17 protein-coding genes and 2 pseudogenes are annotated in these 20,915 nt (G+C 69.2%); 10 read left to right on the top strand and 9 right to left on the bottom strand.

Annotated features, from left to right (window positions below; genetic code table 11):
- Position 1: 1 nt before the first annotated feature.
- Positions 2-418 (top strand): VOC family protein, encoded by a 417-nt coding sequence (locus DFJ65_RS12200; RefSeq protein WP_115923244.1) that lies wholly within the window; start codon positions 2-4, stop codon positions 416-418.
- A 1-nt stretch (position 419) separates the two neighbouring features.
- On the opposite strand, the gene DFJ65_RS12195 is transcribed toward DFJ65_RS12200, so the two are convergent.
- Positions 420-1,229, bottom strand: a complete 810-nt coding sequence (locus DFJ65_RS12195) for an LLM class F420-dependent oxidoreductase (protein WP_115923243.1) — start codon at positions 1,227-1,229, stop codon at positions 420-422.
- A 43-nt stretch (positions 1,230-1,272) separates the two neighbouring features.
- On the opposite strand from DFJ65_RS12195, the gene DFJ65_RS12190 reads away from it, so the two are divergent.
- Positions 1,273-2,340 carry an alpha-hydroxy acid oxidase gene (locus DFJ65_RS12190; protein WP_211308434.1) on the top strand — a complete coding sequence of 356 codons (1,068 nt, stop codon included), beginning with the start codon at positions 1,273-1,275 and terminating at the stop codon, positions 2,338-2,340.
- A 4-nt stretch (positions 2,341-2,344) separates the two neighbouring features.
- Here DFJ65_RS12190 and dhaM read toward each other — a convergent pair whose 3' ends face one another.
- The 5 genes and pseudogenes from dhaM to DFJ65_RS12165 all read right to left on the bottom strand — a co-directional run bounded on the left by dhaM (position 2,345) and on the right by DFJ65_RS12165 (position 6,830).
- Complete coding sequence (gene dhaM / locus DFJ65_RS12185) at positions 2,345-2,755, bottom strand: dihydroxyacetone kinase phosphoryl donor subunit DhaM (RefSeq protein ID WP_115923242.1); 411 nt, start codon at positions 2,753-2,755, stop codon at positions 2,345-2,347.
- On the bottom strand, positions 2,752-3,369 hold the full coding sequence (dhaL, locus tag DFJ65_RS12180) for a dihydroxyacetone kinase subunit DhaL (RefSeq protein ID WP_115923241.1): 618 nt from the start codon (positions 3,367-3,369) through the stop codon (positions 2,752-2,754). Before dhaL ends, dhaM begins: the two co-directional genes overlap by 4 nt.
- A 3-nt stretch (positions 3,370-3,372) precedes the next feature.
- On the bottom strand, positions 3,373-4,374 hold the full coding sequence (gene dhaK, locus DFJ65_RS12175; RefSeq protein WP_115923240.1) for a dihydroxyacetone kinase subunit DhaK: 1,002 nt from the start codon (positions 4,372-4,374) through the stop codon (positions 3,373-3,375).
- Positions 4,375-4,437: 63 nt separating this feature from the next.
- Positions 4,438-5,067, bottom strand: coding sequence for a nitroreductase family protein (locus DFJ65_RS12170; RefSeq protein WP_342767515.1), 630 nt, complete (start codon positions 5,065-5,067; stop codon positions 4,438-4,440).
- Positions 5,068-5,073: 6 nt separating this feature from the next.
- Positions 5,074-6,830 (bottom strand): annotated as a pseudogene (locus tag DFJ65_RS12165) (AMP-binding protein).
- 115 nt (positions 6,831-6,945) lie between these two features.
- Between DFJ65_RS12165 and DFJ65_RS12160 the strand changes: the two are divergent.
- From DFJ65_RS12160 to DFJ65_RS12145, 4 genes are all read left to right on the top strand, one after another.
- The gene (locus tag DFJ65_RS12160) at positions 6,946-8,367 is read left to right on the top strand and encodes a beta propeller repeat protein (protein ID WP_115923239.1); all 1,422 of its coding nucleotides are present in this window, start codon (positions 6,946-6,948) and stop codon (positions 8,365-8,367) included.
- 13 nt (positions 8,368-8,380) lie between these two features.
- The gene (locus DFJ65_RS12155; RefSeq protein WP_245950214.1) at positions 8,381-11,053 is read left to right on the top strand and encodes a bifunctional acetate--CoA ligase family protein/GNAT family N-acetyltransferase; all 2,673 of its coding nucleotides are present in this window, start codon (positions 8,381-8,383) and stop codon (positions 11,051-11,053) included.
- A gap of 71 nt (positions 11,054-11,124) precedes the next feature.
- Complete coding sequence (locus DFJ65_RS12150; RefSeq protein WP_115923237.1) at positions 11,125-11,727, top strand: DUF5998 family protein; 603 nt, start codon at positions 11,125-11,127, stop codon at positions 11,725-11,727.
- 5 nt (positions 11,728-11,732) lie between these two features.
- A complete protein-coding gene (locus tag DFJ65_RS12145; protein WP_245950212.1) occupies positions 11,733-12,884 on the top strand; it encodes an alkaline phosphatase family protein in 1,152 nt (383 codons plus the stop codon).
- Positions 12,885-12,910: 26 nt separating this feature from the next.
- Here DFJ65_RS12145 and DFJ65_RS12140 read toward each other — a convergent pair whose 3' ends face one another.
- The 3 genes from DFJ65_RS12140 to DFJ65_RS12130 all read right to left on the bottom strand — a co-directional run bounded on the left by DFJ65_RS12140 (position 12,911) and on the right by DFJ65_RS12130 (position 15,815).
- Positions 12,911-13,996, bottom strand: a complete 1,086-nt coding sequence (locus DFJ65_RS12140; protein WP_115923236.1) for a peptidoglycan recognition protein family protein — start codon at positions 13,994-13,996, stop codon at positions 12,911-12,913.
- A gap of 94 nt (positions 13,997-14,090) precedes the next feature.
- Positions 14,091-15,053: a penicillin-insensitive murein endopeptidase gene (locus tag DFJ65_RS12135; RefSeq protein WP_211308433.1), complete on the bottom strand. Its 963-nt coding sequence runs from the start codon at positions 15,051-15,053 to the stop codon at positions 14,091-14,093.
- A gap of 24 nt (positions 15,054-15,077) precedes the next feature.
- Positions 15,078-15,815, bottom strand: coding sequence for a M15 family metallopeptidase (locus DFJ65_RS12130; protein WP_115923234.1), 738 nt, complete (start codon positions 15,813-15,815; stop codon positions 15,078-15,080).
- A gap of 105 nt (positions 15,816-15,920) precedes the next feature.
- Here DFJ65_RS12130 and DFJ65_RS18535 point away from each other — a divergent pair.
- The 4 genes and pseudogenes from DFJ65_RS18535 to DFJ65_RS12115 form a co-directional block, all read left to right on the top strand.
- Positions 15,921-16,229: pseudogene (locus DFJ65_RS18535) on the top strand (helix-turn-helix domain-containing protein); the annotation flags it as partial.
- Between the two features lie 483 nt (positions 16,230-16,712).
- Complete coding sequence (locus tag DFJ65_RS12125) at positions 16,713-18,548, top strand: hypothetical protein (RefSeq protein WP_484038972.1); 1,836 nt, start codon at positions 16,713-16,715, stop codon at positions 18,546-18,548.
- On the top strand, positions 18,541-19,242 hold the full coding sequence (locus DFJ65_RS12120; RefSeq protein WP_115923232.1) for a thymidine kinase: 702 nt from the start codon (positions 18,541-18,543) through the stop codon (positions 19,240-19,242). The genes DFJ65_RS12125 and DFJ65_RS12120 overlap by 8 nt, the downstream gene beginning before the upstream one ends.
- A 52-nt stretch (positions 19,243-19,294) precedes the next feature.
- The gene (locus tag DFJ65_RS12115; RefSeq protein ID WP_245950208.1) at positions 19,295-20,914 is read left to right on the top strand and encodes an MFS transporter; all 1,620 of its coding nucleotides are present in this window, start codon (positions 19,295-19,297) and stop codon (positions 20,912-20,914) included.
- Position 20,915: the final 1 nt, after the last annotated feature.

Below are 20,915 nucleotides of genomic sequence, written 5' to 3'. Positions count from 1 at the left end.
CATGGCACTGCGTTGGTACACCGTCGTCGTCGACAGTCGCGACCCCTCCTCGTTGGCCCGCTGGTGGGCCGAGACCCTCGGTTGGGTGATCGTCTTCGAGACCGACGAGGAGGTCGTCGTGGTGCCGTCGGGCGCCGACATTGCCCCGCGCGAGACCTTGGACGACTGGCTCACCGAGGGGCAGGGACTCGTGTTCGTGCCGGTGCCGGAAGGCAAGACGATCAAGAACCGGCTGCACCTCGACCTCGCGCCGCACACCACCCAGGACCGTGACGCCGAGATCGCCGCGCTGCTCGAGCGCGGCGCGACCCACGTGGAGATCGGTCAGTCCGACGCCGCCGAAGAGGAGGTCACCTGGACGGTGCTCGCCGACCCGGAGGGCAACGAGTTCTGCGTGCTCTCCTCCCGCAACCGCTGACTCAGCCGTTCAGTTCGTCGCGCCAACGCAGCCACGGTTCGACCGGCGCGAAGTCGTAGTCGGGGCCGTTCAAACCCATGGTGAACAACCGGGCACCCAGGTCGTACAACGGAACCCCCTCGATCTCCGGCGCGTCGGGCGATCGGCCCTCGCGCCCCTTGCCGCCGACTCCGACCGAGATCTCGATGTCGTCGAAGGACCGTCCCTCACGCTCGCAGTGGTCGCGCAGCACGTCGAGCTTGTGGGCGAGCACGTCGGGCCCGGTGAACGAGTGCCAGATGTCGGCGTGCCGGGCGACGAGCTTGAGCGTCTTCTTCTCCCCGCCGCCACCGATGAGCGTGGGCACCTTGCGGGTCGGCGGCGGGTTGAGCCGGGCAAAGCGGTCCTCGATGACCGGCAGCGCCTCGGCCAGGGCATCGAGCCGTCCGCCTGCCGTGCCGAACTCGTAGCCGTACTCGGTGTAGTCGCGCTCGAACCACCCGGAGCCGATGCCGAGCACCACCCGTCCGCCACTGATGTGGTCGACGGTGCGGGCCATGTCGGCGAGCAGATTGGGGTTGCGGTAGCTGTTGGAGGTGACCAGTGCGCCAAGTTCGACCCGGCTGGTCTGCTCTGCCCAGGCCGCCAACAAGGTCCAGCACTCGTAGTGCGGGCCGTCCGGGTCGCCGTTGAGCGGGAAGAAGTGGTCCCAGTTGAAGACGATGTCGACACCGAGGTCCTCCGCCCGGCGGACGGCGTCACGCAACTGCTTGTAAGTGCCGTGCTGCGGCTGGATCTGGACGCCGATACGCACCGGCCGGGCAGTCAGCATGAAGTCACCATGACGATCACCGTACGCGGGCTAGGGTGGCGCCATGGACGCGCCCATGCACCCGCTGATCGACGGATTCAGGCGGACGGCGCAGGCCGAGCTCGACCCGCCGTTCTGGGAGTACGTCAGCCGCGGTTGCGGCTATGGGGTGTCGGTCGGTGCGGCCGAATCCTCCTGGGCGAGCTACCGATTGCTGCCGCGGGCGTTGCGCGACGTGTCTCGCATCGACACCCGGCTCGAGCTCTTCGGCGACTTCGCGACGCCCGTCGGGGTGGCGCCCACGGCGTTCCACCGGCTCGCCCATGACGAGGGCGAGGTCGCGACGGCGGCGGGCGCGGCCCGCGCCGGATCCCCGTTCGTATTGTCGAGTCGGTCGACCACCCGCATCGAGCACGTCGCCGCGGCGGCCGCCGGCCCCTGGTGGTTCCAGGTCTACGTGACGCTCGACCGTGCGGTCACCGAAGCAATGGTGCGCCGGGCGGTCGCGGCCGGAGCCACGGCGCTCGCCCTCACCGTCGACACGCCATACGTCGGGCACCGCAACATCCCCGGCTCGGGTCGGCCGATGGACCTGTCCGACGACCTCGCCCTGGTGAACATGGCCGAGCACCTCAGCGCCGCCCAACGGGACGACCCGTGGGCGTTCATCGACCAGGACCCGTCGATCGGCCTCGACACCATCGGGTGGTTGCGGCAGATCTCGGGGTTGCCGGTGATCGTCAAGGGAGTGCTCCGGCCCGACGACGCACGCGCGTTCGTCGACGCCGGTGCGGCCGCCGTTTGGGTGAGTTCGCACGGCGGACGCCAGCTCGACCGCGCGATCTCGCCGGCGCACGCGCTTCCCGGAATCGTTGCGGCTGTGGGTGGTTCGGTGCCGGTCGTCGTCGATGGGGGAGTGCGCACCGGGTTCGACGTGCTCACCGCGCTCGGGTTGGGAGCCTCGGCGGTGTTCGTCGGCCGTCCGGCCGTCTGGGCGCTCGCCGCGGACGGTGCAGGGGGCGTCGAAGCACTCCTGGCCGAACTCACCGAGGAACTGCGTCACGTGATGGGGCTCGCCGGGGTCGTCGACCTCGCCGACCTGCGCAGTGCCGGTCTCGTCGACGGCGGCTGAACCGTCAGCTGGTGAGATGTTCGCCCTTCGCCTCCAGCGCTCGCCGCGCCTCGGAGTCGACCTTGTCGAGTGACGCCCCGGTCGACGCGGTGACGCTGGCGACGACGAGACCTTCCACCAGCGGCCCGCCGCACAGGCGCACCCGCTGAGCGAGGTCGGGGTCGACGAACTCCAGCGCCATCTCGGCGCTCATCACCGAACTTCCGAGGTCCATCAGCACCAGCACGCCGTCACCCGAGTCGGCCTGTTCGATCGCGGTGCTGACCGCGGTGGCATCGGTGCCGAAGCCGCCGTCGGCGGTGCCGGCGGCGATCTCGATGGTGGGCACCTGGCCGGCGCCGAAGAGTTCGGTGGTCAGCCCGACGGCAGCCTCCGCCAGAGCGCGGCTGTGCGAGACGATGACGATTCCGATCACGCGGATTCCCCTCCGAGGGTTCTGGCGGCCGACTCCAGCAGCAGCGTCACGCTGGTGGCGCCGGGGTCCTGGTGGTCCTTCGAACGTTCGCCAAGGTACGACGCGCGTCCCTTGCGGGCCACCAGCGGGGTGGCCGCGTCGCGTCCGGATGCTGCCGCCGAGGCCGCCGCGGCCAGCGCCTCGTCGAGCGACCCGGCCGCCTCGAATGCTTCGACCGCGGGCGTGAGCGCGTCGACCATCGTCTTGTCGCCCACCTCGGCCTTGCCGCGCTGCAACACTCCGTCGAGGCCGGCCCGCAGAGCCGCTCCCAGTGCGTCCTTGCCGCCGTCACCGACCGCGCCGGCGAACCGCAGCAGGAACGTGCCGTAGAGCGGCCCGGACGCTCCGCCGACGGTCGACACCAAGGTCATGCCGGCCTTCTTCAGGTAGGCGGCGGCGTCGTCGAAGTCTGCAGCCTCGAGGGCGGCAACGGCTTTCATGCCGCGGTCCATGTTGCTGCCGTGGTCGGCGTCGCCGATCTGCCGATCGAGGTCGGTCAGCAGGTCGGCGTTGTCGTGGATCACCGAGGCGTAGTCGGCCAGCCAGGCGTGTGCCGTCTCCAGGGTCACTGCCATCGATCAGCACCCCCACCGCAGGCCGGGGGTGTTGACCGGTGCGTCCCACAGCTTCAGCAGGTCGTCGTCGGTGCGCAGCACGGTGAGCGAGCACCCTGCCATCTCCAACGAGGTAATGTAGTTGCCGACCAGACTGCGTGCGACCGAAAGTCCTTGGGCCTCAAGGATCTTCACCACCTCGCCGAACATCAGGTAGAGCTCGATCAGCGGCGTGCCGCCCATGCCGTTGAGCATCACGATCGCGGGCGCACCCGTGAAGTCGTGGTCGGCCAGGATCGGATCGACGAGTTCCTGCGCGATCTCCCGGGCGGGCGCCAGCGGCTTCTTCTGGCGGCCCGGCTCGCCGTGGATGCCGATGCCCATCTCGATCTCGTCGTCGGCGAGTTCGAAGGTCGGCTTGCCGGCGGCGGGCACCGTGCACGACGTGAGCGCCATGCCCATCGAGCGTCCGTTGCCGTTGACCTTCTTGGCAACCTCGAGCACCGCGTCGAGGTCGCGCCCCTCCTCGGCGGCCGCACCGACGATCTTCTCCAGCAACACCGTGACACCCACACCGCGGCGCCCGGCGGTGTAGAGGGAGTCCTGCACCGCAACGTCGTCGTCGGTGACGATCGAGGCGACCCGCACCCCGGAGTCGGCCTCGGCCATCTCGGCGGCCATCTCGAAGTTCATGACGTCGCCGGTGTAGTTCTTCACGATGTGCAGCACGCCCGCGCCGCCGTCGACCGCCGTGGTCGCCGCCATCATCTGGTCGGGCACCGGCGAGGTGAACACCTCTCCGCAGCAGGCGGCGTCGAGCATGCCGAGCCCGACGAAGCCGCTGTGCATCGGCTCGTGACCCGATCCGCCGCCGGAAATGAGTCCGACCTTGCCCTGGCGCGGGGCGTCCTTGCGGTAGACGATCTTGTTCTCGTGATCGACACGAACTCGGTCGGAGTGCGCAGCCTCGACGCCGCGCAGCGCGTCGGCGACGACGTCGCCCGGGTCGTTGATGAGCTTCTTCATGTCTTGCATCCTTGCCGAGTTGCCCCGACGACGGAAGATGTTTGTCAGAACATTCGACACATTTCAGTCGGTGGCCCAGGCGCGCCCGAAGCGTCCGTCGTGCACGACCTCACCGGTCGGACGGCGGGTGCGTGACCGGGTGCTGCCCGACGGCTTCTGCGAACGCGGGTAACCCAGCGCCACGACACCGACCAGCGACCGGTCGTCCGGAATACCGAACTCGGCCTTCACCTCGTCGCACCGCTCGACGGGCACACCGAAGAACAACCCGCCGAGCCCCTCGTCGACACCGACCAGGAGCATGATCAGCGCCGCCATGCCGGTGTCGACGTCCCAGTAGGGCACCGGCCAGTGCGCATCGTCCATGTCCTGCCAGGGTTTGTCCGGCTGGGCGTACCGGCGCAGGTAGGTGTTCTTGTCCCCGCAGCACAGGATGAGCGCCGGCGCCGAACTCACCTTCGCCAACCAGCGGTCCATCTCCTCGTCGGCATCGGTCGTCGCGTCCCAGAACGCTTGTCGGTCAGCCGGATCGGTGAGCACGACGAAGTCCCAGCCCTGGCTGAAACCGGCGCTCGGAGCACGTAGCCCGAGCCGCACGGCGCTGTCGAGCACCTCCCGCGGCACCGGCCGGTCGGGGTCGAAGTCGCGCACCATTCGCCGCTTGCGGACGGCGTCCTTGAGTTCCACGGTCACCCCACCTCAGCTCTGGCGCAGGTCGGGGAAGTCGGCTTCCCAGAACTCCAACGTCGACGCGCGCGACGTGGTGTCGCCGCCGTCGCCGTGCGAGTCGGTCTCCCGCTGCCGCAGCTCCACCCGGCGGATCTTGCCGGAGATCGTCTTGGGCAGTCGAAGAACTCGATCCGCCGGATCCGCTTGTAGGGCGCGAGGTGCTCGCGGGTGAACGCGAGGATGTCGCGGGCCACGTCGGCGGACGGCTCGTGGTCGCCCACCAGCACGACGTACGCCTTCGGCACCGACAGACGGGTCGGGTCGGGCGACGGCACGACGGCGGCTTCGGCGACCAGCGGGTGCTCGATGAGCACCGACTCCAGCTCGAAGGGGGAGATGCGGTAGTCGGACGCCTTGAACACATCGTCGGCGCGGCCGACGTAGGTGATGTAGCCGTCCTCGTCGCGGGAGGCGACGTCGCCGGTGTGGTAGACGCCGTCGCGCATCGCCTCGGCGGTCTTGGCCTCGTCGCCGTAGTAGCCGGTCATCAGTCCGGCGGGGCGACCGAGCGGCCCGGACAGCCGCAGGCAGATCTCGCCCTCCTCGCCCGGGCCAGAACGCTGCTCGCCGGTGGCCGGGTCGACCAGCACCACGTCGTAACCGGACAGCGGGCGCCCCATCGAGCCGAGCTTGAGTTCCTGACCGGGGGTGTTGCCGATCTGCGCGGTGGTCTCGGTCTGACCGAACCCGTCGCGGATGGTGAGGTCGAGCGCGGCTCGCACCTGCTGGATCACCTCGGGGTTGAGCGGTTCACCGGCACCGACCATCTCACGCAGCGACAACCGGCCCTTCCACGACGCGAGATCGGCCTGGATCAGCATTCGGTAGACGGTCGGCGGGGCGCAGAAGGTGGTCGCCTTCTCCTGCGCCACCCACTGCAGCAACTCGCGCGGGTCGAACCGCGGCTGGTTGACCACCAGCACGGTCGCCCCGGCGGTCCACGGCGCGAACACATTGCTCCAGGCGTGCTTGGCCCAGCCCGGGGAACTGATGTTGAGGTGCACGTCGCCCGGCTGCAGCCCGATCCAGTACATCGTCGACAGGTGTCCCAGGGGGTAGGACGTCTGGGTGTGCATCACCAGCTTCGGACGGGAGGTCGTGCCGGAGGTGAAGTAGAGCAGCATCGGGTCGGCGGGAGCGGTGACCACCTCGGGCGCCGCCTGTGTGCTCGTGGCGGAGTCGGCGTACGACACCCAGCCCTCCACCGGTTCGCCGACGGCGATCCGGGTGAAATCACCGTCGACCGAGGCGAACGCGCCGGTCACCGAGTCGGCGGCGAGGACGTGCTTGACCTCGCCGCGGTCGACCCGGTCGCGCAGGTCGGCGGCGGTCAGCAGCATCGTTGCGGGGATCGTCACCGCACCGAGCCGGATGCACGCCAGCATGCACTCCCACAGCTCCACCTGGTTGCCGAGCATCAGCAGCACCCGATCGCCCTGCTGCACCCCGAGGCTCGACAGCCACCCGGCCACCTGGAGGCTGCGTTCGGACATCTCGCGGTAGCTGCGCTCCTCGCGCGACTGCGCCGACAGCACGATGAGCGCCGCGCGGTCGGGGTCGGTGCGCGCCACCTCGTCGAACCAATCGGTCGCCCAGTTGAAGGTCTCGAATTCCGTTGTGGCCCAGGCGGATGCGGCGGCGCTGGGATCCTCGCGAGCGGCCAGGAGCGCATCGCGGAGCTTGGCGAACTGTTCGGTCGAGGTACCGCGGGAAGTTGAGTTCGGCATGTCTGTGACTGTAGTCACGCGCCGTCCGCGGGCGGCAGACCCCGTGGCAGACCCGGTGGCAGACATGTGGCCCGTGCGGCGGCGGTCTCGCCGCGGGACCGGCTCGGATGTGAGGATGCTGTACGTGCAGACGTCCCGTGCTCCGCAGCAGGGTGATCGTGCGCGCCCGGAGACCGACGGCGGTGCCACCGCGCCGTGCGACTTCGGTCCCGACTTCGGTCCCGACTTTGGTGAGGCTCAGGTGCAGACCCCCGTCCGCCGGCCCGGCCGGGCCTGGGTCGGGGTGGTGCTGGTGTGCATCGCGGCCCTGTTGGCCGCCGCGGGGATCTGGACCTGGCGCCAGGAACCCTTCGCCGGCGACAGCGTGCGGGCCGGCCGTTCGCTCGGCCCGAACACCTCCGGGAGCAGGGGCTCGTCCGAGCAGTCCGCGGCAGCCGCGGGCGAGGCGCAATTGCCGCAGGGGGTGCCGGCGACGTTCCGCACCTGGTCGGTCAGCAACGCCGGTAGCGGCACGCTCTACAACCTTGGCTCCAGCGAGTGCGGGTCGGACATCTGCCCGACCCTGCTGCGGTCGGGGGCGGACGGCTCGTCGTGGCAGGCGGTGCACATCTTCTCCGGCACCGACACCTCCAGCGCGACCGGCACCGACATCCCCACCGTCCAACCGGACGGCGCGGTGAGCCAGGTGCGCTTCGCCGACTCGCAGGTCGGCTATGTCTACGGCGGCGACCTGTGGCTGACCACCGACCGGGGAGCCAGCTTCGCCCAGGTCAACCACCCGGGCCAGACCGTGCTCGACCTGGAGATCTGGGCCGGCCAGATCTACCTGCTGACCGCGGACGGTTGTGTGCAGGGCCTCTGCTCGGGACCGCTCTACGTCTCGTTCACCGATCGGGTCAACCCGAGTGCGTTCACGATGATCGACTCCACCCCGGTGCGGCGCGCGATCGACGACGCCTCGCTGGTCGTGAAGGACGCACTGGTGGTGGTGCAGACCGGTCGCGGTGGTCGCCCTGCCGCGCAGCCGTGGACCCTCGTGGGTGAAGACCTGAAGGTGATGAGTGGGCCGGTCGTCTGCGGCGGCAACCCGCTCGAAGCCGTCACCATCACAGCCGACACCAACTCTGATCTGGTGGCGCTGTGCCGCCGGGACGAGGACGCGAACGCCTTCCGGGTGCTCGTGCGTGCCAAGGACGGCAGCGACTGGGTGGAGCGGTCGTCGGGCACCCTGCGGCTGCCGCCGATGGGCCAGCTGAGTCTGGCGGCGGCCGACCCCGAGCACCTGCTGGTTTCGGTGGGCGGACCGCGGGGCGGCACCAGCGCCGGCAACGACGCCCGCCACACCCTCCAGGTCTCGACCGACGGAGGGGCGACCTGGACCGTGCCGGACATCCCGGACTCACCGCCGGTGAACGGCTTCGACTGGACGGGATCGCCCGGCGGAGCGGAGTTCTACGCGGTGCCGCGCACCACCCCCGGCTACTGGGCGAGCGCCGATTTCGGCCGGACTTGGAAGGTCGTGCTGCCCGCTCCGTGAGATGCTTGCGGCCATGAGCGAGACGCCCTCGACATACCCGGTGCAGTGGGAAGCGGACGTGGTGCTGCGGGACGGATCGGTGGCGCAGATCCGGCCGATCCGGCCCGACGACGTCGCCGCGCTGCAGGAGTTCCACCGGCGCCAGTCGCCCGAGTCGATCTACCTGCGTTTCTTCGCGCCGATGAAGGAACTTTCGGACAAGGACGCCAAGCGGTTCGCGACGGTCGACTACGTCCAGCGGGTCGCGCTGGTGCTCGAGGCAGGTGAGGAACTCCTCGGCGTCGCTCGCTACGACCGCCTCGACGGCCCGACCGGGCACTCGGCGGAGGTCGCGTTCAACGTGTCCGACCATTTCCAGGGTCGCGGCATCGGGTCGGTGCTGCTCGAACACCTCGCCGCGATCGGGCGGGAGGCCGGCGTCGAGGAGTTCACCGCCGACGTGCTGCCGCAGAACCGCAAGATGATGGGCGTCTTCATCGACGCGGGGTTCGAGGTGAAGCACCACTTCGACGACGGCGTCATCTCCCTGGCCTTCCCGATCGGTGCGACCGACGCCAGCGAAGCGGTACGGGTCGCCCGCGAACAGCGGGCCGAGTCGGCCAGCATCCGCGCCCTGCTCAACCCGCGCAGCGTCGTCGTCATCGGGGTGTCACGCAACCGCGAGTCGACCGGTCGCGACCTGTACGAGCACCTGCGCGGCGGCGGGTTCACCGGCCAGTTGTACGCGGTGAACCGCACCCCGCACGCCGAGGTCGACGGGGAGGTCTTCGCCGCCCTCAGCCAGGTGCCCGGCGAGATCGACCTGGCCGTGGTCGCCGTCCCGGCGCCGGAGGTGCCGACCGTCGTGCGCGAGTGCGCCGACCACGGCGTGCGCGGGGTGCTGGTGGTGTCGTCCGGGTTTGCGGAGGCCGGCGCGGAGGGCGAGGCACTGCAGACCGAACTGTTGCGCACCGCGCGCACGCACGGCATGCGGGTTGTCGGTCCCAACTCCTTCGGGCTGATCAACACCGCCGAGCAGACCTCGATCAATGCCTCGCTGGCGCCGAACATGCCGGCTGCCGGGGCGCTCGGTCTGTTCTCCCAGAGCGGTGCGCTCGCGGTCGCCGGCCTGGAGTCGGTCGCCGAGCGTGGTCTCGGCCTGAGCACCTTCGTGTCGGCCGGCAACCGCGCCGACGTCTCCGGCAACGACCTCATGCAGTACTGGCTCGACGACGACGACACCCGCGCGGTCGGGATGTACCTGGAGTCGATGGGCAACCCGCGCAAGTTCAACCGCATCGCCCGGCGGCTGTCGAAGGCCAAGCCGGTCATCGTCGTGAAGTCGGGGGTGTCTTCCTACGGTGTGCCGCCCGGGCACCGGGTGCGACCCACCCGGATCCCGCCGGAGGCGTTCCGGGCGATGTTGCGGCAGGCGGGTGTCATCCGGGTGGAGAACGTGCACCAGATGTTCGACATCGCCCAACTCGTGGTGCACCAGCCGCTGCCGAAGGGGGAGCGGGTCGCGATCGTCGGCAACTCCGACGCGCTCGGGGCGTTGGCGGCCGATGCGTGCGTGTCGTGGTGGCTGCGGGTCACCCACGGCCCGATCAACCTGTCACCCGAGGCCGACCAACACGCCTTCCGCGACGCCGTCCGGGCGGCCTTCGAAGACCCCGAGGTCGACTCGGTCGTCACCGCGTTCGTGCCGCCCCGTCAGTCCGAGGGGCTGGAGATCGCCCGCACCCTCGGCGAACTCGCGGCCGAGTACGACAAGCCCTGCCTGACCACCTTCCTCGGCATCCAGGGTGTGTCCGAGGTGCTCTCCGGCGGGGTGGGCGCCGGCGGCCGACACGAGGTCGTGCCGTCCTACTCCATGCCCGAGGACGCCATCCGCTCGCTCGCCGCGACCACCCGCTACGCGCAATGGCTCGAACGCCAGACCGACGACCTCGTGATGCCCGACGGCATCGACCACGACCGGGCTGCCGCGATCATCCAGAACGTGCTCGACGAATCGCCCGAAGGCCGCGAACTCGACGCCGTCGAGACCCGGGAGCTGCTGTCCGCGTACGGCATCGAGCTGTGGCCGTCGACCCTGGTCACGTCCGCCCAGGAGGCCGTCGCCGCCGCCGAGGAGATCGGCTACCCGGTGGTGCTGAAGTCGACCTCACCGGTCGTGCGCATCCAACCGGTGTCGTCGGTGCGGGCCGACCTCAACAGCGCGCAGGCGGTGGCCGACGCCTACACCGCGCTTGACGACCGGCTGGCACCGATCGGCGCGAACACCTTCGTGGTGCAGCGGATGGCCGAACCCGGCATCGCCTGCGTGGTCACCTCCGGGGAGGACGCGCTGTTCGGGCCGATCGTCCGGTTCAGTCTCGGCGGTGTGCCGACCGAGGTGATGAACGACTTCGGCTACCGCATCCCGCCGTTCACGACCGGCGACGTCGACGACCTCATCAACTCGGTGCGGGCCGCCCCGATCCTCGACGGCTTCGGGCAGCGGGCCGCGATCGACCGGGACGCACTGCGCGACGTCGTCGCCCGCATCTCGGTGTTGGCGAACAGCCACCCGCAGGTCTACGACCTGCAACTCAACCCGGTGAACACCCACCGGTGGGGAGCCGAAGTGCTCGGGGCGACCGTCGTGGTCGCGCCACCCGTCGGACGCAGCGACGGCGACCGCCGCACGATGAGCGCACTGTGACCTGCCGCTGGCCGGCCGCTGACGAGGTTCGCCGAGTGGGGCTGTCGGGCAGGCGTGGGAAGATGCCGGTTATGTCTTCCTCGCACCTGACCGCGACCACGCTTCCCGACGCGCTGCTGCACGACATCGAGCAGGCGGGCTACTACCCGGCGTTGGTCGCCGACGTGCTCAAGGCCGCGATCGGTCCGCACTCGGTCGACGCCCACCTGGTGCAGGCCGAGACGACCATCGACACCGAGACGGTGCGACGCCACATCACCGTGCTGGTGATGAGCGGCGGACGCCTGGTCATCGCCCACGCCGACGACCACACCCCCTCGCTCGACGCCCCGACCGTGGTGGCTCGCAATGTCGCCACCGCGACCACCGAGACCGTGCCGCTGTCGGCCATCCGCGGCGTGATGCTCACCCACGTGGTCAACTCGCCGGAGAAGTACCGGCCCGGTAGCCTCGGCCGCGAGGTCACGGTGACCATCGGCTGGGGCACCGTCAGCCGCGTCGACATGCTCCCGGCGGCGTGCGGCGACCCCGACTGCGCCGCCGACCACGGCTACGAAGGCACGATCACCGCCGACGACATCAGCATCCGGGTGAGCGCCGACGCCGACGGCGAGCGCAACCTGCAGAACGCGCTCGCCTTCGCCGCCGCCTTGTCGTCGGCGACGGGCCACTGACTCACGTGAGTTCTGCAGGGAGTTCTGCAGGGAGTTCGGCGCTGCCGCCTGCTCCGGGGTACGGGGCCGGTGACCTCGCCGGGGTGCTGCCCTCGGTGGCGGCCTCGCTCGGGGTGAAGGGCTTCACCGGCGCCTTGCCGCAGGCCCGCGGCGCCGTCGTCGTGCTCGTTGACGGTCTCGGCCTCGAACTGCTGCGCGCCCGCTCGGGGCATGCGCCGTTCCTGCGCTCGCTGCTGCCCGAGTCGACTCCGGCCACCGCCGGTTTTCCGGCCACCACCGCGACGAGCATGGGCACCTTCGGCACCGGCCTGCCGCCCGGCGCCCACGGCCTGCTCGGCTATCAGGTGGTCGACCCCGACACCGGGCAGCTGTTCAACGAGTTGTCCTGGGAAGACGGCCCCGACCCGCGCACATGGCAGCGCGAGACCACGGTCTTCGAGCGAGTCGCCGCAGCAGGCATCGCCACCACGATGGTCGCCAACGACTACTTCGAGGGCTCCGGCCTCACCACGGCGGCGTTGCGCGGGGCCGATTTCGCGACCGCTGCCACCCTGGCCCAGCGGGTCGATCTCGTGCTCGCCCGCTTGCGACAGCAACCGCGCAGCCTGACCTACCTCTACTGGGGCAACCTCGACCGCACGGGTCACGAACACGGTTGCGGCTCATGGGAATGGGTTGACGAACTCGAGGCCGTCGACGCCGAACTGCAGCGGCTGGCGCAAGGGCTGCCCGCCGGTGTGTCCCTGACCGTCACCGCCGACCACGGGATGATCGACGTCCCCGCCGACAACAAGGTCGACATCGCCTTCGACGACGAACTCGCCGCCGGCGTCCGCGTCACCGGCGGTGAGATGCGCGCACTGCAGCTGTACTGCGAACCCGGCGCGACCGACGACGTCCTGGCCACGTGGACCGCGCGTCTGGGCGAGCAGGGCTGGGTGCTGCCGATGGCCGACGCTGTCTCGCGAGGACTGTTCGGCCCGGTGCAACCACATATCGCGCCCCGCCTCGGCGACGTGCTCGTGGCGATGGACGGCCCGTACGGCTACTGGGACTCCCGCGTGATGACCACCACGGTCGGAGGGCTCATCGGTCAGCATGGCTCGCTCACCTCGGCTGAGATGGCCGTTCCGGTGCTGCACCGTCCCGCCGACTGAGTCGACCGGCCAGCCGGCCAGCACGCCTAGGCGAGCAACCGTGACCAGGTATCGAGGCCGATCACTGCGTCGGCGGTCAGCGAGCGACTGCTCTGGAACGCCTTCACGGCACGTGAGGTCGCATCGTCGAAGGTGCCGCTGATGGTGGTCCGGTGACCTCGCGCGGTGAGCATCGTCTGCGCCGCGCGGACCGCATCCCGCGCGGTCGAGCCGGTGCGCAGGGTCGGCGTGAGTCCGGACTCCCAGGTCCCCGCGCCAATGATCCCGTCGACGAAGAACATCCCTTTGGCGCCCTGGTAGGACTTCACGACGGAGGTCATTGCGGAGTCGTACCCTCCGTCGACCGGCACCGACCGTCCGGTCTGCCGCAGGAGCAACTGGGCCGCTCGGACGTTCGGGCTCACGTCGCCGGGCGACACCCTGCCCCACGGCCGAGCTGCCATCGAGGTGCGTACCGAGGAGCGCAGGGCGGGCAGCTTCTTGTACAACTGTTCCCCCGGACAGTCGGTGCTCTGGTGGTCGCGATGCCCGACGATGATCTTCGGATCGACTCGGTAGGTGCTGCAGACGAAGGCACAGGTCTCGACCAGACGCTTCCACAATGCCGCGGGTGGCAGGACCTCGCTGTACGTCCCTTCGTTCTCGATGCCGAATGCAACGGGATTCATGTCGGTGCAGTGGGCGCCGAGTGGGAACTGCGTCCGTGTGGCCAACGACTCCAGCGTGCGGTGACGACCCTCCAGGACGTGCCCGCCCCGGCTGATCGTCAGGTGCTGGCCGGTGTCGATCCAATCGCGTGCGAAGTGCGACTGCTGGACCGAGCGGGCGAACGCGAACGCGTGTTTCTGGCTGTAGTCGGTGCTGTTCGGGGTTGCCGTGTGATGCACGATCAACTGTTGCAGCGGCGAGGTCAGACGCACCGGCTCGGTGGGGGGCTTCGCGCCCCACGTGGCACAGGAGGTGATCGGCACCGCGACAGATCGCGCGCCGGTACCGGAGACGGCACCGAGGGCCGACGGCCGGTCGCCGAGGGTGAGCAGGGCACCGGCGCCGAGCGTGCCGGTGAGCATGGCTCTGCGGGAGACGTCCATCGAGCGGTCGGGCAGGTTCATCAGGGTCCTTCCATAGGAGGCTGGGTGTGGACGAGGCCGGCGTCGGAATGGGGGAATCCGGCGCCGGCCCCGGTAGGTCGTGCACAGCCGGTGGTCAGCGGTACCGCACGTGCACGTGGTTGTCGTGATTCGGGTACGCCGTGGTCAGCCCTTCCTTGATCAACACCGGATCGTTGAAGTAGACGAGTGCGATCTGCCCGGGAGCTGCGGCACGGATCGACTTGACCAGTTGCCGGGTGGCGGACCGGTCGTAGGCGGAGGACTTCCAGGTGATGCGACCCGCTGTGCACTGAGCGCTGTCGGTGCGGATCGGCCACAGATCGACATCGACCCCTAGTTCGTGGGAGGCGTGACCGGCAATGTCGCCGCCGTGCTCGAAACTGATGTCGCCCACGGGCACCTTGCCCTGCCCGGTCGCACGGAAGGTGGCCGCTGCGGTGTTCAACTGGGCGATGGTCGAGGCAGCACCCCAGTTGGCCGTCTTGTTCCCGTCGGGATTCTGGTCACAGATGTTCGTCCACGACGGCGTCATGTAGTGCCACGCCAGGTTGCGCCAGGTCGTTGCTCCGGCCACGCCGTCCGCGCTGATGCCGGCGTGCTTCTGGAACGCGGCCACCGCGGATCGGGTACCTGCGCCGAACTTGCCGTCGACCGTGAGGCCGGCGCCGCGCTTGTTGTTCAGCAACATCTGCAACGCCTTGACGTCGTTGCCGGACGAGCCGCTGCGGACGGTCACGGTCAGGGCATCCCAGGTGCGGGCGCCCACCACGCCGTCGGCGGTCAGACGCTTGGACTTCTGGAACGCGACGACAGCCGTCTTGGTGGCGTTGCCGAACGTTCCGTCAGCTCCTACCGAGTGGCCACGTGCGGTCAGCAGGTACTGCACTGCTTGCACGTCGGCGCCGCGGTTTCCCGCAGAGAGCACGGGATACGCCGCCCGGCTGAATGCGTCGGCGCTCGGGGCGAGCGCCGCAGCGGTGGCGAAAACGGAACCGGTAGCAACCGCGGCCGCCGCGATCCGCAACGCGATTCGCCTCCTTTGCGTGGTCGGTGTCATGTGTGTCATGCGTGTCATCGCGACTCACACCCCGCACTTGGACGCGGACCAGATCTTGCCCGAGCGCCAGTCGGCGTGCACATGGTCGCTGTGGGCGGGGTAACCAGGACCGAAGATGCCGCCGTAACCGTTACGGGTGGCGGCCTTGGTGATCGAGCAGTAGGTCTGCGAGCCCATCGGCACGAAGTCGATCGCCATGCCGGTCGTGTGCATCCCGCTTCCGCTGCCGCCGACGGAACGGTCGCAGGCCGGGTCGCGGTAGCCGGAGGTGATCTTCAGCGGCTTGTCACCCATCTTCCTGCGCAGCCCCTCCGCCTGCCACAGCGAACGGCGCAGGTTCGCCTTGTGCCAGGAATTCCCGGTGAAGCCCTTGCCGCAGTTGTTGCTCGCCTCCCGGTAGGTGAAGTGGATCGGCGTGCAGTCGGAGGAGGTGAGGGAACGCAGCTTGCTGAAGGTCTTCGTGCCGGCCACGCCGTCCGCCGTCAGTCCGTACGCTTTCTGGAAGCCGCGGACGGCAGCAACGGTCTGGTCGCCGTAGACGCCGTCGGTACCCATCACCTGACCCGAGGGCACGAAGGCGGCGACTCGGATCTGCAGTTCCTTCACGGCGGCGCCCCTGCTGGACTTGCGCAGCGTCGAACTCCACGAGTCGCATCCGGCGGCCGACGCCGCGTCCGAGTTGTTGACACTGACAGCAACCGCTCCGGTGAACGTGAGGGCGCCGGCCGCGGCGATCGCGGCCACTCGCTTGGTGAGCTTCATCGTTCTTCTCCCTGTGTGATACGTGTGGTGTGACTGTGTGTGAACTGAAGTGGAACGGAACCAGCTTTCAGCGGGAGCGCGTCTCACGCCACGGACAACCCGGACATGTCCGGTCGCCCTTTCGGTCGTACGGGCTGGGAAGTCCATACGCTCGTCAGGCCGGAAGCCGACGAAGTGGTGGTCATCGGGAGTGGCGATGGAGGCTCGTGGATGTCTGTGGAAGCGATCGACAATGCGTTGGACTTCGCGCACCTGTTGCGGGCCCTGCGGCTCGACGCGGGGTTGACCCAGGAGGCTCTCGCCGAACGCAGCGGCCTCAGTATCGAAGGAATCAGCGCCTTGGAGCGGGGGCACCGGCTGCACCCTCGACGGTCCACGATCGATTTGTTGGCTCGTGCATTACGAGTCGATGAGTCGGTTCGTCGCCAGATGGAGGAGCGGGCCCGGCGACCCGCAGCCACCCGAGCCTCGCCCCCGGACTCGGGCACGCCTGCGTCGGCGCGGGAGTCCGATCGAAGGCCCACGGACAACCGCACCGACCACCACCGGCTCGTGCCCGACCAGTTACCGGCACCACCGACGTGTCTGTTCGGACGTGCGGAGCTCGTGGACCACGTCGTCCGCGCTGTTCGTAGGGGTGCTCGCACGGTCGTACTCAGCGGAATGGGTGGCTTGGGAAAGTCGGCGGTGCTCGTCCAGGCTGCGCACCTGTTGGCCGACGAATTCACCGACGGCCGGATTCACCTCGATATGTGTGGGGGACAGCGAGGTTCGGCGTTGACAGCGGACGACGCCCTGTCCTTCGTCCTTGAGTCGCTACTCGCTGAAGGCACGCCCGTACCGACCCGACGTGCGGCCGCGGTCGCCATGTACCGATCGCTCAGCGCGGGTCGAAAGTTGCTGATCGTGCTGGACGACATGCCCCCCGACCTTCCACTGGACGATCTCGTGCCCGGAGGCGACTGCGTCCTGCTGGTCAGTGGACGCGCCGCGCCACCGCTCGGCGTGGATCTGGTGCACGTGGCGGTGCCGGTGCTCGATGACCGGGCTGGTCGCGCGTTGCTGCAGGACCTCGTCGGTGCGCCACGTCTGGAAGCCGAACCGGAGGCGACAGCGTCCCTGCTGCACAGTTGTGCGGGCCTGCCGCTCGCCATCAAGATCATCGGTGCGCGGCTCCAGCGCCGCACGTCGTGGCCGGTCTCCTACCTGGCCGAACGCGTTGCGAGACAGGGCGATCGCCTTCATGAGTTGCGGATCGGCGATGTCGCCGTCCGCAGGTGCATCGAAGAGACGTTGTGGCATCTGGAGACGGGGCGCGGTGACCTCGACGATGCACACCGTCTGTTCGTGCGGATCGGGATTCTGCGCAGGCGCTCGGTCTCGGTCGTCACCGCGGCAGCGCTGGCCGACATCTCGCTGGACCGTGCGCGGGCCGCGTTGGAGCGGCTGACCGACACGAGCCTGCTGGACAGCATCGGCCCGGGGCAGTTCAGTGTTCACGACCTCGTCCACGACCACGCACGCGAACTTGCCGATGAACTCGACGACGCCGAGGTCGCCGGGATCAGGCGTCGCTGCCGGCGCGCGTACGCCGCCTTGGGTTGGACTGCCCGCGAGCAGGTGCGTCCGAGCCACCCCGAGGGCTTGGCGCAGCACCACGCGCAGGATTGGCCGCACGACTTCGACGCGGTGGGGTCGTTGTCGGCGATCGCCCTCGAGGTCGACCACATCCGCGAACTGTTGGCCAGCGGACTGTCGTCGCAGGACGAAGCGGAACAACGCGAGTCCGTGCTGCTGGCGCTGGCCTTCACGGCGTACTGCACCACTCGGTCGATGTTTTTCGACTGGTCCCAGCATCTCCAGGACGCACTGCGCACCTCGGTCGGTCAGGAACCGGTGCTGCGGGCGTCCTTGTTGCTGGATCTCTCCACGGCACAGACCTCGCGAGGCGAGCACCAGGAGAGTCTGAGGTCGGCGCACGAGGCGGACCGTATTGCCGAGGAACTCGGCTCGCCGAGGCTGCAGGCCGCGGCGGCGATGGCACTGTCACTGAGCTCCGGTCGCGTCGGCGCGCCGACCGCCTACGGGTTCGCGGTCCGCGCACTGGAACTCGCCCGACAAGCCAAGGACGACTTCCTGGAGGCGGCGGCGCTGCGCGACGTCGGAGTGCAACTGTGCCGTGACGAGCACCTGCACGAGGGGCTGGATGCCGCGACCCGCTCGCTGGAGATCTTCGAACGCATCGGCAATGAGCGTGGCCGCTGCATGGGTCTGATCAACGTGGGCGTCATGCGCAGGCGGCTCGGACAGCGTGAGCCGGCCAGACAGTTGCTGGAGGACGCGGTGGCGTCCGCGCGTGCCTGTGGCGATCGCGAGTTGGAGACCGAAGCACTCGACGAACTCGGCCGTTGGCATCTCGGAGCCGGTGACCGCGCCCGTGGCCTCGAACTCATGGAATCCGGTCTGTCCCTCGTCGACGCGCGTGGCGCGAGGCAGTGGGAAGCCGGAATCCGGACGCGGATGGCCTCCGCGCTGGCCGAAGCCGGCATGTGGGACGACGCCATCGAACACTGGGACATCGCTCTGCAGATCTGTCGACAGCGCGGGGAGGAAGGTATTGCGGCGGATCTGCAGCGGCAACGAGAACGAGCTCTGTGCGGCGACACAGCTGGTCACTCGCGTCCCCTGTCGGGCCGAGCGGACTCGGCATCTACAGTCGTACCTCGTGGCTGAACTCGTCTTCTTCTCCGGCACCATGGACTGCGGCAAGTCCACACTCGCCCTGCAGATGGAGCACAACCACCGAGCGCGCGGGCGCGAAGGACTCATCTTCACCAAGAACGACCGCGCCGGCGCGGCCGTTCTCTCCTCCCGTCTCGGCCTGTCGCGTGAGGCGGTCGAGGTGACCGACGAGCTGGACTTCTGGGAACTGGTCATCGCGCAGACCGCCCATGGTCGCGAGATCCATTACGTCATCTGCGACGAGGCCCAGTTCTACGAGCCGGAGCAGATCGAGCAGCTCGCGCGGGTCGTCGACGAATGCGACATCGACGTGTACGCGTTCGGCATCATGGCCGACTTTCGAACCCAGCTCTTCCCGGGTTCGAAGCGACTGATCGAACTCGCCGACAGGTTGCAGGTGCCGCAGGTCGAGGCGCTGTGCTGGTGCGGTCGCGGTGCCACTCACAACGCCCGCGTCGTCGACGGACACATGGTCATCGAGGGCGAACAGGTCGTCGTCGGCGACGTCGCCGGCGAAACCGCGCACGCGGTCGAGTACGAGGTGCTGTGTCGACGTCATTACATGCGCCGGATGACCTCGGCCGCCGCCCGCCTGCAGAGCGGTTCCGCGGACATTCTTCCCTTCGATCTCGGATTGTGCCCCCTGCCTTCGGCGCCGATGGGCGATACTTCACCCGGGCAGTGACACCGGCGGATGGAAGCATGATCGACATGGACGCCGGGCAGGGGACGAGGCGATGAGCGAGCGGGACGAACACCGGCCCACCGCCCCGTTGCCGCGCCCGCGCACGGAGCACCCGGACGACCGGCGGCGGGAGTGCCGCCGCTACGACGATCGTGGCCACGAATCCCAGTACGGACGTGACGACGACGATCGCCGTGACCGACGCCGGTTCGACGACAGGTACGCCGACCGCCGAGATGGACCGTCAGGTGGCACCGCGATGCCGTCCTCGCGCACCCGGGTAGTCGGTCGAGGGGTAGCACGCTCGGCCGGCGCTGTCGCCCGGATGACCGCCGGTGCCGGACGAAGCACCCTGAAGGCTGCCCGTCGGGCGAGCAACTCGCACGGCGCCGGTGAGTCCGGTCTCGGCCGCCTCATCGAGGTGCACGCGTTCAGTTCGGCCGGCGACGCCGCCGTCGCCATCGGTCTGGCCGGCACCGTCTTCTTCGCCGCACCCGGGGAGCAGGCCAAGACCCAGACGCTGCTGTTCCTGCTCCTCACAATGCTTCCGTTCGCGATCGTCGCGCCCCTGATCGGTCCCGTGCTCGACCGCCTGCGCCACGGTCGCCGGTGGGCGATCGGCGGCACGCTCGCGATCCGCGCCTTCTTCTGTTGGGTGCTCGCAGGAGCGGTTGCCGCTGAATCCACCCTGCTGTTCCCGGTCGCAATGTGCGTGCTGGTCTCGTCCAAGGCGTATCTGGTCAGCCGATCCGCGGCGACCCCACGCCTGCTGCCCGATTCGATGACGCTGGTGAAGGCCAACAGCCGGCTGTCGCTGGCCGGAGTCGTCGGCGCCGTCATGGCCGGTGCACTTGCCGGTGGTGCGGCGAAGTTCGGCGGGTCGGAGTGGGCACTGCGAGTTGCCTTCGTCCTGTTCACGATCGGCACGATTTTGGCGATCCTGCTGCCACCCCGGGTCGACTCGACCATCGGCGAGAAGCCCGCGCCGATGTTCCGGCGCAAGACGAAGTTTCCGATCTCCGGCGACGTCATCTCCGCGCTGCGGGCGAACGCCGGCCTCCGCTGGCTGTCCGGCTTCCTGACGCTGTTCATGGCCTTCCTGATGCGCGCCGAACCGTTCCCGGGCTGGGAGAACAAGCAGACCCAGTTGCTGGCCCTCGTGCTCGGCGCAGCGGGACTCGGCAATGCTCTTGGCACGGTGATGGGCAACCTGATGAAGGTTGCTTCACCGCGGATCATCGTCCTGGTGATGTTGATCGTCGACGCTGCCGTGGTGGTGTTCGCGGCGTTGAACTTCCGCCTGTGGACGGCCGTCCTGGTGGCGCTCGTCGCCGGTGTCGGACAGCAGTTGGGCAAGCTCGCGCTCGACTCATTGATCCAGGACCGCGTGCCCGAACACATGCGCACCAGCGTCTTCGGCCGCTCCGAGACACTGCTGCAGCTGTCCTGGGTGATCGGCGGCATCATCGCCGTCGCGATCCCGACGAACGCGCATCTCGGCATGTATCTCTCGGCGGCCGTGCTCGTGGTGTGGGCGGTGCTCGTGCTCTGGTGGCACACCGGACGCACCGTCCGCAGCGGCAACGAACCGTACGACCGGGTGCACGACAGCCCGACCGTGGGCATCAGCCGCAAGCAGGCGATGCACCCGCCGCGCGACCGCCGCGGCTGAG

This window comes from Calidifontibacter indicus (assembly GCF_003386865.1).
Lineage (GTDB): Bacteria > Actinomycetota > Actinomycetes > Actinomycetales > Dermatophilaceae > Yimella > Yimella indica.
This window is presented reverse-complemented; position numbering and strand designations above follow the sequence as displayed.

Coding starts and splice junctions, on each gene's coding strand:
- DFJ65_RS12200 (WP_115923244.1), top strand. CDS start 2: ATGGCACTGCGTTGGTACACCGTCGTCGTCGACAGTCGCGACCCCTCC.
- DFJ65_RS12195 (WP_115923243.1), bottom strand. CDS start 1,229: ATGCTGACTGCCCGGCCGGTGCGTATCGGCGTCCAGATCCAGCCGCAG.
- DFJ65_RS12190 (WP_211308434.1), top strand. CDS start 1,273: ATGGACGCGCCCATGCACCCGCTGATCGACGGATTCAGGCGGACGGCG.
- dhaL (WP_115923241.1), bottom strand. CDS start 3,369: ATGGCAGTGACCCTGGAGACGGCACACGCCTGGCTGGCCGACTACGCC.
- dhaK (WP_115923240.1), bottom strand. CDS start 4,374: ATGAAGAAGCTCATCAACGACCCGGGCGACGTCGTCGCCGACGCGCTG.
- DFJ65_RS12160 (WP_115923239.1), top strand. CDS start 6,946: ATGCTGTACGTGCAGACGTCCCGTGCTCCGCAGCAGGGTGATCGTGCG.
- DFJ65_RS12155 (WP_245950214.1), top strand. CDS start 8,381: ATGAGCGAGACGCCCTCGACATACCCGGTGCAGTGGGAAGCGGACGTG.
- DFJ65_RS12150 (WP_115923237.1), top strand. CDS start 11,125: ATGTCTTCCTCGCACCTGACCGCGACCACGCTTCCCGACGCGCTGCTG.
- DFJ65_RS12140 (WP_115923236.1), bottom strand. CDS start 13,996: ATGAACCTGCCCGACCGCTCGATGGACGTCTCCCGCAGAGCCATGCTC.
- DFJ65_RS12135 (WP_211308433.1), bottom strand. CDS start 15,053: ATGACACCGACCACGCAAAGGAGGCGAATCGCGTTGCGGATCGCGGCG.
- DFJ65_RS12130 (WP_115923234.1), bottom strand. CDS start 15,815: ATGAAGCTCACCAAGCGAGTGGCCGCGATCGCCGCGGCCGGCGCCCTC.
- DFJ65_RS12115 (WP_245950208.1), top strand. CDS start 19,295: ATGAGCGAGCGGGACGAACACCGGCCCACCGCCCCGTTGCCGCGCCCG.